This window comes from Bartonella sp. AD13SXNS (assembly GCF_042196465.1).
Taxonomy (GTDB): Bacteria; Pseudomonadota; Alphaproteobacteria; order Rhizobiales; family Rhizobiaceae; genus Bartonella.
Genome location: NZ_JBHIQI010000001.1, coordinates 159208 through 173289, shown reverse-complemented (window position 1 = coordinate 173289; position 14082 = coordinate 159208). Strand labels below are relative to the sequence as shown.

Genomic DNA, 14082 nt, shown 5'->3' with positions numbered 1-14082 from the left:
TTAAAAATAGCTAATTATCTAGCACGGTGGTGTTTTATTGTCACGCAAAATATCACCCGCAAGATAAAGAGAACCACTAATAAGGACAATAGCCTCTTTATATTCCATTTTAATTTTATGCAAAGCATCTTGTAGATGTGCTTGTGGAGTAGCAAAGATTCCTGCTTTTTGGGCTGATTCAGCTAAGTTTATTGGAGAGAGACTGGCATTATTGTCAAGCAGCGGTATCGTATATACTTTATCGACAAGGTTAGCTAAAGGACGAAAATAACCGACAGCATCTTTGGTATTAAGCATGCCAGCAATCATAATAATGGGGCGATCTGTTTTTTTTCTCCATTGTGTAAGTTCTGCCGCAATAACTTTTCCTGCAGCAGGATTGTGACCACCATCTAACCATAAATCAATATCAGGAGATAGTTGATCAACCAAAAGTCCTTGGGTAAGATGCTGCATTCGTGCGGGCCAATAAATATTTTTCAAAGCGTCATTTATGGTTTGTTCTGAAAGTTGAAAACCCGCTTGATAAACTGCTTCAAGAGATGCACCAGCATTAGCAATTTGGTGGTCTCCAATAAGGTTAGGAAGAGGAAGATCCATGAGACCTTGATGGTTTTGAAAAACCATACGTCCATGTTCTTTATAGCTTTGATAATCTTGATCAAAGAGAGCATAAGATGCTTTATTTTTATCGGCAAGGGGTATTAAAGTAGCAAGAGTTTCTTCATAATTTTGCTTTCCTATGACCACTGGAACGTTTGGTTTTATAATCCCCCCTTTTTGAAAAGCGATTTGAGCAATTGTATTTCCAAGAAAGCTCTCATGATCATAATCAATGGGCATAATAAGCGATACAGCTGGTTTGTTAACGACATTGGTAGCATCAAAACGTCCTCCCAATCCAACTTCTAAAATAACAACATCAGCTGGATGTATACTAAACAGCATAAAGGCAGCAGCTGTAAAAATTTCAAAAATAGTAATCGGCTCTTGACGATTTACTTTTATAATTTCATGGATTGTCTCAGCCAATTGGTTTTCTGTAACAAGTTGACCACCTCCTTTTTGACCTAACCGGCAGCGTTCATTCCAGTTGACGAGATGGGGCGAGCTATAAACATGAACGCGGTATCCTGCACTTTCCAAAAGAGCACGGCAAATTGCTGAAGCAGATCCTTTGCCATTTGTTCCAGCGATGTGAATAACAGGTGCAAGTTTTAAATGTGGATTACCAAGACGCTCTAAAAGGTGAACAATACGCTCTAAAGAAAGATCAAATTTTTTCGGATAATTTTTTAGTAAATCATCCACCACCCTTTGTATTTGACTTTGTTGCATAAACTTAAGCTGCTTTTGTCCTAGAAAGCGATGTTTGAGAATCTGTAGGGGATGGATCATAAGGGTTAAAAACAGCAGGGCGTTTCATCATCAAGCGTAAAATACGCGCAATTGTTGTTTTCATTTCTAAACGCGATACAACCATATCAATCATACCATGTTCAAGCAGATATTCACTACTTTGAAAACCTTCTGGTAGGGTTTCGCGTATCGTTTGTTGAATCACACGCGGACCAGCAAAACCAATCATAGCGCCAGGTTCGGCAATGTGAATATCACCAAGCATGGCGTAAGAAGCAGTAACACCACCAGTGGTTGGATTGGTTAGCACAACAATATAGGGAAGTTTTGCTTCTTTCAACATTTCAATCGCTACTGTTGTACGGGGCATTTGCATCAATGAGAGTGTTCCTTCTTGCATGCGTGCACCGCCAGAAGCAGTAAAAAGAACCAAAGGGCATCTTTCGGCAATGGCAGTATCAAAAGCTTTGATAATAGCTTCTCCTGAGGCCATACCGAGTGATCCCCCCATAAAGGCGAAATCTTGAACGGTTGCAATAATTGGCAAACCCTCAATCGTACCGCGTGCACTCAAAATATTGTCCTCAACACCGAGTTTAGAACGGTACTCTTTTAACCGATCAATATAGCGTTTTTCGTCGCGAAACTTTAAAGGGTCTGTCACAACTTTTGGATTTTCAAGAGCTGTATAAACACCATCATCAAAAAAATGCATGAGACGATTTTTGGCACTGATACGCATATGATAGCCAGAATTAGGAGCCACAAATTGATTGGCTTCCAAATCTTTATGGAAGATCATTTCACCACTGGTAGGATCTTTAATCCATAGATTTTCTGGAATTTCACGGCGTCCCAATATAGAATTAATTTTAGGGCGAACATAATTTGTAATCCAGTTCATCTTTATAACCTTCCTTTAAAATATTATACACCTTTTGCATGATTTGAAAGAATATAGAATTTAAGCAGTCACATTTGCTTTACCGGCTGACCAAACGAGTCTATTTAATACTTTTATCAGTATACGTATAGCTCTCACCTCACTGTTTTTTAATTTTTCCAATTTTACAACAATCATATGCATGAAGAGTATTTCCTATAACAAACTTCTCAGAAGTTTTAAGAACTGACATGTTTTTATTCTTTGATTTTTGTATTAAAACTCACTCCTTGCGCTCATTAACAAACGCCTTATTTTCTTTTAATGAAAATGAACATCCAGTTAATCATTAATATCAACAATTTTTAAATCAAGAAACCTTATAATATAAGCCACACTCATTCATTAAAGATAATGACTATGATAATGTTATGTTAGCGAAACGCCAACACCAGAGCAATATTTTTTCAGAATGGTCTTTCAAAGTGCACGCTTTTCACATAAAATAGAACGTCAAAAACAAAATATTGTTCTTGTTATGTATTCACGCGTTGCTAGATTTAACAGTCTCAATATTCCCAAAACTCTCTTATGACGGTACCCATGAAGAGTATAATAATCATTTCTCTATGAAGGGTATAAAATACATTATGCTCTCCATTTTTACTGAAATATAAGGTACAAAGCGGCACCATCATACTCTTTTCCAGTTCCAATGTAACAATAATTCTTGCATTGAGAGGGGGCATGAGAGGTATTTTATATCTTTTTAAAAGTTCTTTTATCCATACGACCGCCTCCGTTTATGACATTTCAACAAACGATTTTAAGTGATTCAACATGAATAGGTTAAAATAAGAAAGCTTTATGATATTTAGTTTTTTTACTTATGTCATAAAATGATAAATTATCATTATAAATCAATATATTGCCTTAATAAAAGGAAAAGAATAAAATTTTATATTATGCTTTTTGGGGCTCACAAGTTTTGTTTGATTTAAAGTTAAGGAGCATTATTTTTGTGTGATGTGTGCTATGGTTTTTTGGGAAAGCATTTTGTGTAAATGTGTCATAAAGGCGGCGGCAAAAAGCGGTGTTGCTAGATTAATAATAGGAATCGAAACAAAAATCGCTATCAATAATCCTGCGCCAAAAACTGTTGTGTAATGAGTATGTAAAAAAACACGCGCATTTTGCTCTGTTCGAAAACGGTAAGCAGCAAACAAGAAATATTCATGACCAAGCAAATAACCATTAATAACATAAAAAGCAATCAAATTAACCCCGGGTATGAAGAATAAAATAAAAGCAATTCCATTCCCAAGAAGGCTTAAAATAACAAATTTAAAGGAAATAATAAGAGAACGCCTAAATGACAGAGCTTGTCCAATAGGCTCGTTTGGATAATCCTCCTTTTCAATGATTTCAGCAGCAGAATCAATGAAAAAACCACCAATCATAGCTGTGATGGGTGCAATCAAAAAAGCCAATAAAAGAGCCAACCCAAGATTAAAGATGATAAGCATGCTAAAACCAATCCATCCCGCCCAACTAGGGAGTCCAGGAAGAAATTGAGCAATCCAAGGCCAAAAATAAGACACAAAAAGTTGGTGCACACATAACCATAGAATGGCGAGCACGAAAAAAGTAACACCCAATGCTTTTAGTATCATAATGCTGTATTGCGAGGTCAGAAGGCGTTGTAAAGCACGATAGGCAGCAGTAAAAATCATAGATTAGTAAATTAAGGAAAGAAGCAAAAAAAACAAGAAATATATTTATTGTATGATTTTTTCTTTCTTTGAATTACAAGCTCTATTTTCAATAACATTATAAAAAAACGGCTAAGGTTTCTTCATTTAAAATAAATTTTGAATAAATAAAAGTTTTGACTTTTAAAAACCAATAAGAATTTAAGAGGAAGTTATTGTAGAAGAACTTTCTAAATATTTTTGTACAGAGTTTAGATGATTGCGCTTATATGATATATAGAAAAAATTAAGGGAGTAGAGTTATTAGGGAGGGGATTTTTTTGCTTTCATTTATCTAGTAGAGCTGTTTAAGTTTGTTTATCTGCGTCCTTACTTATTTTTCAACATCTCTAATGTTTTGTAATTTTCTACCATTTGGCTGCATGCCTTTGATTCTCGATTCTATTCAAAACAATATTGAGGTTAATGGAATAAGGGTAACATAGTCGTTCTGAAGATATTCTTGTTTTGGGCGATGGAATGATTCATGGGATATAGCAATAAGGAAGGAAAGAAGCTTCAATGATTTACTGTCCATATTCCATGGCAGAGCAGTTTATTGGGGAGAAAAAAAGAAAGATGTCACTAATGATTAAAAATGGTGAGATTTTTAATTTTAAGAGCGATCAATGCAATAAAGTAAGAATTCATTGAGGCATTTTTTCATACAAGAGGTGCATTGTATCAAATAATTTTTAGGTAATAACACCATTAATTTATGAAGAGAATTGATCATTTTCAACTTGAATAAGAATCCAAAATATAGAAATATTCTTTAATTTCAAAGACTCTATTCAACATCAAAAAATTATTTACTTGCACATTATAGGCGAGACCAATGTATGGATACAAAGCTTTCGATAAAGGAATAAAAATGCTTCTCATGAAACATCACAATGTGAGGATATCATGGATAAAATTCTAGTTTTTGTGGTCTTGGTATTCTGGAGAGAGGACACAGACATTTCATCTTAAAGACTGATCATTGAGGAAAATAATAAAAGCGTTAATTTCATAAACTTATAGACAGTGGTACAATGAATTTTGTCTACACTCTTTATGAGCGTCAGCATGAAGTATGCTTAAAATTGCATTGAGATATTATAATATATTGATTTATACATTATTTTCATAGTGAATAAGAGCTCCAAATAAATTTGCCATATTTTCTTATTAGCTGCTCTCATCATGAAACAATCAAAATCATTTATTCGTATATCATAAATAGGACCAATATGGGGATAAAAACATTGAAGAGAGAAAATGCTTTTTATAAATTTTATCCAGTGCAAGAGCTTTCTCAAAATTGATGGTAGGCAAAGTGAATGATAGCTTGTTTTTTTATAAGCTGGCGAGACAGTGGTGCAATAGATCCTGCTTTTATGAAGGCTAGGGTGAGATAGGATTTTTTAAAAAACATTTCCCAACGCTCATCACACCCATTTCGCAACAGCGTTTGTGAATGGTCTATGGGTAAAGCTCTCGTGAATAATATAAAACTTATAGGGCATCACTAACTTTACGCTTAATAAAAAGAGCACGCTGGCACCATCATCCTCAGTGTTGTCTGAGACAAGCTCTTGGTTCTTGAGACGGTCCATTATAAGCGTTTTTAGTTCTTTCTTAAACGTTTTGTATTCATACAGTTATCCTTGTTTACAACGTGTAAGAAAATGATTTTTATTGATTCAACATGAGAGAGATTGGAAATGAGAGAATCTTACGATGTCTGGGATTCTAATAATATGAACAATGCTAGGTTATCATTATAAATCAAAATATTATATACTAATCGAGATAGATAGACACCTATCGTCAGTTCTATTTTATAGGTTTTTTAATATCAACGCGTTTGAAGAGTTATTATTTGAAATGGGGTATATTTTCCTCATGAGGAGTAGGTGTTTGGGGGGCAAAAAACGATACAATCACGTTTGCTAATTTTTGCGCTACGTGTTGTTTACTCATATGTTGCCATTGTTCAACTTTTTCTCTACTCACAAGATAAACTTGATTTGTATCAGAACCCATGACACTTGTACCATCTACTTGAAGAGAAATATCATTAGCAAGAATGAAATCAGCTCCTTTTTCAACACATTTCTTTTGCGCATTAGCAATAATATCGCATGTTTCAGCAGCAAAACCAATGACCAATGAGGGGCGATTTGGAGCGTGTCCAATCGTTGCTAAAATGTCAGGATTTTCAACCATGTGAAGGGATGGTGGTGTTTTATGAGCATCCTTTTTAATTTTGTGTAAAGATTGGGTTTGACTACGCCAGTCACAAACAGCGGCAACAAAGATGGCACCATCAGCAGGCAATGCGGTTTGAACGGCTTTTAACATCTGTTGTGCTGTTTCAACATGAATTGTTTTTACTTCTTGTGGGTCTGCAAGATGAACAGGTCCACAAATAAGTGTTACTTTTGCACCCAAATGTGCAAGAGCGGTTGCAATGGCATGACCTTGTTTACCTGAGGACCGATTAGCAAGATAACGTACTGGATCAATTGGTTCATGGGTAGGGCCAGAGGTAACAATGAAATGGCGGCCAAAGAGAGGTTTTTCATGCACATTCAAAAGATTCTCTATAGCAGCGACAATGGTTAAAGGTTCGCTCATACGTCCATATCCAATCTCGTCACGTTCAGCCATCTTTCCGATTTCTGGTCCGATGATATGAACGCCATCTGCGTGCAATTGTGCAACATTACGAATAGTTGCTGGATGCACCCACATGGCTGGATTCATGGCGGGTGCAATCAAGAGTGGACAGCGTGCTGCTAAAAGGACACAATCAGCCAGATCATCTCCTATGCCATGGGCTATTTTTGCAATGCGGTTGGCTGTAGCAGGAGCTAAAATAATCAGGTCAGCATCACGTGCTAATCGGATATGTCCGATATCATGTTCTTCTTCGCGTGAAAATAAATCAGTATATACAGTACCACCGCTTAAAGCTTCAGCGGCTAAAGGCGTAATAAATTTTTGCGCTGCTTTTGTCATCACAACTTTTAAATGTGCTCCACGTTCTTGTAAACGGCGAATCAAATCAAGGGCTTTATAGGATGCAATACTTCCACCAATAATAAGAAGAAGTGATTTTGATTTCAATGATTGCAATTCAACAGCACTGGCATGAAGGGGTTGTGTGGTGAGAGGAATGGGATTGCTTAAAAGGCGTCGGACTTCTTCTTCCATAGAAATACCATTTTGCGCGGCGCGTATGCGTAAAGCTTCTTTGGTTTCAGGAGACAGGTTACGAATGGTAATACTGGCCATAAAATACCTCCAAGAAATAAAATGATTGCAATGATTTCATTGTTGATATTTTTAGCATATTAAGGAGATTAGAAAAGATGAAAAAAGTAAAAAGTAAGACAAGCGCAACAAAGTGCAATGATAAAAAGACTATAACGACCATAACGGTTTCTATGACTTTGTTCCACAGCAAGTTGTTTGAGGGTAGCAGGAGAAAGATTAAAACCTGTTTTTCTCATTTGATTGAAATCTTCTTCTATTCGTTGGAAATTTTGAACCAATTGTGGTGTTTTGCGTGCCAGTGAAAGGAGAGCTTGTGCTCCTTCACTAAAGTCTTTTGCAATGCCTACGGGTCCTAAATTTTTACCAATCCATTCTTTGACAATGGGTTCAGAAGCTTTCCACATATTAAAAGTGGGGTCTAATGTGCGGGCAACACCTTCCACGACAACCATCGTTTTTTGCAGCAATAAAAGTTCAGGTCGCGTTTGCATGTCAAATAATTCAGTGACTTCAAACAATAAAGTGAGCAATTTAGCCATGGAAATGCTTTGTGCTGATTGTCCGTGAATTGGTTCGCCAATAGCGCGGTTGGCTTGCGCAAAGCTTTCAATATTATGGTGTGAAGGAACATAGCCTGCCTCAAAATGGGCACGTGCAACTCGATGGTAATCGCGGGTAATAAAGCCGTAAAGAATTTCAGCAAGGAAATGCTTTTCTTTTTTGCCAAGCCTTCCTGTAATGCCTAGATCAACAGCGACAATACATCCTTTTTCATCTACAAATAAATTACCAGGATGCATATCGGCGTGAAAAAAACCATCACGCAATGTATGGCGAAGAAAAGACTGAATAAGCGTAATAGCGAGCGCCTTCAAATCAAATCCTGCTTCTTTGAGTTTGGAAGTTTCGGATATTCTTATACCATCAATCCATTCCATTGTAAGAACATTACGTCCTGTCCGTTCCCAGTCAATACGTGGAACCCGAAAGCCTGTATCATGTTGAATATTTTCAGCCATTTCAGATATAGCTGCTGCTTCTAAGCGTAAATCCATTTCAAGCCGTGTTGTTTGTGCTAAAGTATCCACTACACAAACAGGACGAAGCCTTCGAGAGGCAGGGATATAGCGCTCTTGTAAATGAGCAATGAGATAGAATCCTCTAAGATCTTTAGAAAAACGTGCTCTGATATTGGGACGAATAACTTTTACAGCACATTTTTTCTTATGGCCAGTTTCATCACTGTATTCAGCTGGATGAACTTGAGCAATAGAAGCGGCGGCAATGGGGGGATAAAAATTTACGAATAAATCATCAATAGAGCGACCAAGAGAACTTTCAATTTGAGTAATAGCGGCGGTGCAAGAAAATGTTTGGACGCGATCTTGTAGTTGTGACAAATCTTCCGCAATATCACGGCCGACAATATCAGGCCTTGTTGCAAGAAATTGACCAAGTTTTATGTAAGAGGGTCCAAGCTTATTAATGGCATATGAAATATTTTCAGATCGCTGTTTTTTTTTCGTTTTGCGTCGTGCTAATACACGCGCTATACGATGACATAACGCTGGAAATCCTTGAAGATCATCATGAGGAAGAGCACTTAAAACACCTTCACGTGTTAAAATCCATCCTGCACGCATCAATTGAAAATAAGGGGAAATTTGCACCATTTTAAATTTTCCAACCTGAATGCAGTGCTGCAATCGCACCGGTGAGATTGCGGTACAATACCCGCGAAAATCCCGCATGCTTAATCATATGGGTAAAATCATCTTGCTTAGGAAATTTGCGAATAGATTCAACTAAATAGCGATAAGCATCACCATCATTTGCAATAAATTGACCCAGCTTAGGGATAGCATGGAAAGACCAAAGATCATAAATTTTATCCAACCAAGGCATCTCGACATTTGAAAATTCTAAACATAAGAAACGTCCACCGGGCTTTAAGACACGAAAAGCTTCTCTAAGGGCTTGATCAATATGAGGAACATTGCGAATTCCAAAAGCAATCGTGTAAGCGTCAAAGCTTTGATCTTCAAAGGGGAGATGTTCTGCATTGGCTTCAACAAAATCAATTAGAGGAGCAAGACCATTTTTTTGTGCGCGTTTTTTACCAACGCTGAGCATTGAGCCATTAATATCAAGCACTGTAGCATGGGCTTTTTGGCGTGAAGCATTAAGAATACGAAAAGCAATATCACCTGTACCGCCAGCAACATCAAGAACTTTCCAATGGGAAAGTGCTGGTGGGGAAAGCCATGCAATCATGGAATTTTTCCACACACGATGTAGCCCCAATGATAGGATATCATTCATCTTGTCATAATTTTCAGCAACAGAATGAAATACACCATCCACCATGGATTGTTTTTGTGTTTCATTAATTCTTTTAAAACCAAAAGAGCGCTCCATGCCACCTTTGGCTCCTACACGTTCTGTTTCAGCTGTCATATGGATGACCTTTCTTATTTTTCTTTTATCGTAAATGAAAGAGAGAGGGAATGTTCAAATACGAAAAAATAACGTGTAAAACTGCGATGTTTATACAGCCAAAAACAGAAGAGTACCTTTAGATATCAAGATTAGCAACGCTTAAGGCATTGTCTTGAATAAAAATACGTCTAGGTTCAACTTCATCACCCATGAGACGAGAAAAGAGTGAATCTGCATCAGTTGCATCATTAATTTTTACTTGTAAAAGAGAACGTGCATTGGGATCAAGAGTTGTTTCCCAAAGTTGTTCAGCATTCATTTCCCCAAGACCTTTATAACGTTGAAGAGTAACACCTTTTTTACCGCTTGTAAAAATGCTCTCTAAAAGGCTCATAGGACCAAAAATACGCTCTGTTTTATCTTTGCGACGTAAAAGAACAGGAGGATGATATATGTCGATAAAATTTTGGGCAATGCGATCAATTTGACGTGCATCGGTTGAGTTTATAAGTCCTGCATCGAGCGTAATAACATCTTTAACGCCACGCAAAATGCGTTCAAAACATAAACTTCCATCTGCTGTATATTGTCCACTCCAACCTTGCTCCATATCATCAGCAATCAGATTAAGGCGGTGTGCTACAGAATCTACTATTTTTTGCGCTTTTTCTGGTGTTGCAAGGGCTTCGAGATTAAAAGCACCAACAATTGCTGCTTGCTCAACAATATTGCGATCATAACGGGTATGAAGACCATTTAAAAGTTGACGTAATATACGAGCATCTTTAGCGAGTTGATACAAATCAGCTCCTGCACGAACTTCTCCCGTTGAAAGCTCAAGTGTTGTTTCTTCTAATCCAGTATCGATCAAGAATTCTTCAAACGCTGCTTCATTTTTAATATATTGGGAAGATTTTCCACGCGATACTTTATAAAGAGGAGGCTGAGCAATATAAAGATGTCCACGTTCAATCAACTCGGGCATTTGTCTAAAAAAGAAAGTGAGCAGCAGAGTACGAATATGGGCTCCATCAACGTCCGCATCCGTCATGATAATAATCTTATGATAACGTAATTTATCCGGTGAAAATTCATCTTTACCGATAGAAGTTCCAAGAGCTGTAATAAGTGTTCCAATCATATCAGATGAGAGCATGCGGTCGAAACGTGCTCGTTCAACATTGAGGATTTTACCACGAAGGGGTAAAATTGCTTGATTTTGACGTGAGCGCCCACTTTTTGCTGAACCGCCAGCCGAATCCCCCTCGACAATAAAGATTTCTGATTTTGCAGGATCTCGTTCTTGGCAATCGGCAAGCTTTCCTGGTAGAGAAGTGATATCAAGCGCTCCTTTTCGCCTTGTGAGTTCACGTGCTTTGCGTGCTGCTTCACGTGCTGTTGCAGCTTCTACCACTTTACTAATGAGAAGCTTTGCTTCATTAGGATGTTCTTCCAGCCATATCGAAAGCCCTTCATTGACCAAACTTTCAACAATAGGGCGCACTTCAGAAGAAACCAATTTGTCCTTTGTTTGTGAAGAAAATTTAGGATCAGGAACTTTGACAGAAAGAATAGCTGTTAATCCTTCACGGCAGTCGTCACCAGTTAGGTTCACTTTTTCTTTTTTGGCAATACCTGAAGATTCAGCGTAGCCATTAATTTGTCGCGTAAGAGCACTTCTAAAACCTATCAAATGGGTTCCACCGTCACGCTGAGGAATATTATTGGTAAAACACAAGACCTTTTCATGGTAGGAATCATTCCACCATAGGGCAACATCAACGCTCATACCATCTTTTTCACTTGCAATGTAAATAGGCGTGTCTAGGAGCGCTTTTTTTGATTGATCAATATATTTAACAAACTCTATTAATCCGCCTTCATAATGCAATTCAACTGATTGAATGTCAGCATGACGCTCGTCAACAAGAAGAATATGAACCCCAGAATTTAGAAAGGCCAATTCCCGTAAACGACGCTCTAAAGTTTCAAAATCAAACTCAACCATAGTAAAGGTTTCAGAACTTGGTAAAAATCTAATTTCTGTTCCACTTTCTTGATCACAATCTCCAACAACTTTTAATGGAGCATCGGCCACCCCATGGGTAAATGATATTTCATAAATTTTACCATTCCGTCTGATTTGTAATTTAAGCCAAACAGAGAGTGCATTCACAACAGAGACACCAACACCGTGTAATCCACCTGAAACTTTATAAGAGTTTTGATCAAATTTCCCGCCGGCATGAAGCTGTGTCATGATAACTTCAGCGGCAGAAATACCTTCTGTTGGATGGATATCTGTTGGAATTCCACGTCCATTATCACGAACAGAACAAGAACCATCAGCATGGAGTGTGACGTTTACAAGAGTAGCATGACCGGCTAAAGCTTCATCGATAGCATTGTCTACAACTTCATAGACCATATGGTGTAAACCCGATCCATCATCAGTGTCACCGATATACATCCCAGGACGTTTGCGTACAGCATCAAGACCTTTGAGAACTTTGATAGAAGCGGCATCATAGTCATGGCTTTGTGCCGGTGAGGTTATTTCATCACTCATAAGTTAGTCCATTCCTGTGTTCAATTTCAATATTTTATCCGCTTTTTTAAAGCTCAATGTTCTGATCAGTTATTTATGGAATAACCACATTAAACATTTACCGTATATCAGATCTAGATTCAATATCTGTCGATATATAATGGAAAGAATGATGAAATGATATGACACCATTATACAGTAAAATACCGTCATTTAGGGTGATAATATAAGACAAGTAAGCACCTCTTTGGTATATTTAAGTATTTTTACAGTGCGTGGTGAATATTCAGGGCAGGGCTTGAAAGCCTTCAGTCTAAGTGAATCACTATGGGAAGACTAAAGAAATTAAAAGCGTAATTTATCGAGAGAAGCCGACTGTTTACAGAACAACGTTGGTACGAATCCTTTTCCTTTAAAATTTGGGGACGAGGTCAATTATGCTTTACGTAAACTTTAAACGTAAATTTTTAAATTATGTGAAGAGTGATATTATTGTCTATTTTTGCATATGCATAATATTTCAAAATTAGTTGTACATCTTTATGTTACACTAACGAGACTTTTACTTTCTTACCTATAAATCAATCTTCAATCTTAATGAAGTTAATATTACGCGTTCTCTAAGTTTTTTAACTTTTTGTATGTTAAATTGAGGTGAGAATATTGTGTATATTTGTTTGTATTATTCCTGTCCATGGAGGTTACATTTCTTATTCAAAATAAAACGCCATTGTGTGGCTTATTCACGCACTTTTTTTAAGAAGCATTTTCAATGTATTTTAAAAAAATATATGAAAATTTTTAACAGTTTTAGAAAAGTGCAAGAATTTTATTGATTAAGCGCCAGATATTTTGGTGAAGTGCATTAGATAATAGCTAAGAAGAGTTACATCTTAGCTTTAAAATGGGGGAGAGATTTTGAAAATAAGAAAACCTATATGTGTAAAACAACTTCAATTGCGTTTACGGTACTTTTTACTCAATAATTTATACAATATTTTTATTCGTATTTTATTTGTAGCAGGGGGCTTTCTATTTTTCTCTTATGCAGAAGCTGAAATAACTGGAAACTTGCCTTCTTTTTTTGATTCGCATGAATATTTGATACAACCTGATACAACGGATATTGTTCGTTTGCGTTTTGTAACAACTTTTGATTTTCCTCCTTTTAATTTTCTTGATCAAACGGGCCATCTTGCAGGTTATAATATCGATTTATTGCGTGCTATTTGCTCAAAATTAGAATTAGAGAAGTTTTGTGAAGTAGAAGTTGTTCCTTGGAAAGAGCTTGTAGAGCATGTTAAAAATGGTAGTGCAGAAGTCATTATTGCAGGTTTAAAAAAAACAAATAAAACCCAGCAAGATCTTATTTTTACAAAGCCATATTTGCGTTTTCCAGCGCGATTTGTTGCTACTCGACGTTTAAATCTCGACGAACCAATAAGCGATCAATTGGTACATTTAACCAGTGGTGTTTTATCTAAAAGTGTTCACGAAAATCTCTTTCATCACTATTTTCCTGAAGCCAAAGGACAAGAATTTAAAGACAGGACGGAGCTCTATAAAGCGTTACAGGAGCGTAAAATTGATCTTATTTTTGATGATGGATTTGCTTTATCTTTATGGCTAAACGATTCAAAAACTGCGAATTGCTGTCATTTTGTTGGGGGGGCATATATGGCGCCACAGTTATTGGGGCAAGGAATGCAGCTTGCTGTTACAAAAAAGAATGAAAAATTGGTTGATATACTCAATTATGCGCTGAAATCTCTAGAAGAGGATGGTAAACTTACAGAACTTTATTTGCGTTATTTTCCAATAAGTTTTTATTGATG

The 14082-nt window shown here is 36.8% G+C and carries 8 protein-coding genes; 1 reads left to right on the top strand and 7 read right to left on the bottom strand.

Annotated features, from left to right (window positions below; translation table 11 throughout):
* Positions 1-18 precede the first annotated feature (18 nt).
* The 7 genes from ACFIMQ_RS00585 to gyrB all read right to left on the bottom strand — a co-directional run bounded on the left by ACFIMQ_RS00585 (position 19) and on the right by gyrB (position 12268).
* The gene (locus tag ACFIMQ_RS00585; protein WP_375615642.1) at positions 19-1338 is read right to left on the bottom strand and encodes a bifunctional folylpolyglutamate synthase/dihydrofolate synthase; all 1320 of its coding nucleotides are present in this window, start codon (positions 1336-1338) and stop codon (positions 19-21) included.
* Positions 1339-1342: 4 nt separating this feature from the next.
* Positions 1343-2263 (bottom strand): acetyl-CoA carboxylase, carboxyltransferase subunit beta, encoded by a 921-nt coding sequence (gene accD / locus ACFIMQ_RS00580; RefSeq protein WP_375615641.1) that lies wholly within the window; start codon positions 2261-2263, stop codon positions 1343-1345.
* 992 nt (positions 2264-3255) lie between these two features.
* On the bottom strand, positions 3256-3975 hold the full coding sequence (locus tag ACFIMQ_RS00575; RefSeq protein ID WP_375615640.1) for a sulfate transporter family protein: 720 nt from the start codon (positions 3973-3975) through the stop codon (positions 3256-3258).
* 1881 nt (positions 3976-5856) lie between these two features.
* On the bottom strand, positions 5857-7278 hold the full coding sequence (coaBC, locus tag ACFIMQ_RS00570; RefSeq protein ID WP_375615639.1) for a bifunctional phosphopantothenoylcysteine decarboxylase/phosphopantothenate--cysteine ligase CoaBC: 1422 nt from the start codon (positions 7276-7278) through the stop codon (positions 5857-5859).
* Positions 7279-7346: 68 nt separating this feature from the next.
* Positions 7347-8933 (bottom strand): 2-polyprenylphenol 6-hydroxylase, encoded by a 1587-nt coding sequence (gene ubiB / locus ACFIMQ_RS00565; protein WP_375703176.1) that lies wholly within the window; start codon positions 8931-8933, stop codon positions 7347-7349.
* 1 nt (position 8934) lies between these two features.
* Positions 8935-9717 carry a bifunctional demethylmenaquinone methyltransferase/2-methoxy-6-polyprenyl-1,4-benzoquinol methylase UbiE gene (gene ubiE / locus ACFIMQ_RS00560; RefSeq protein WP_375703175.1) on the bottom strand — a complete coding sequence of 261 codons (783 nt, stop codon included), beginning with the start codon at positions 9715-9717 and terminating at the stop codon, positions 8935-8937.
* 118 nt (positions 9718-9835) lie between these two features.
* Positions 9836-12268, bottom strand: coding sequence for a DNA topoisomerase (ATP-hydrolyzing) subunit B (gyrB, locus tag ACFIMQ_RS00555; RefSeq protein ID WP_375615636.1), 2433 nt, complete (start codon positions 12266-12268; stop codon positions 9836-9838).
* 897 nt (positions 12269-13165) lie between these two features.
* On the opposite strand from gyrB, the gene ACFIMQ_RS00550 reads away from it, so the two are divergent.
* Complete coding sequence (locus ACFIMQ_RS00550; RefSeq protein ID WP_375615635.1) at positions 13166-14080, top strand: transporter substrate-binding domain-containing protein; 915 nt, start codon at positions 13166-13168, stop codon at positions 14078-14080.
* The last annotated feature ends 2 nt before the right edge of the window (positions 14081-14082 follow it).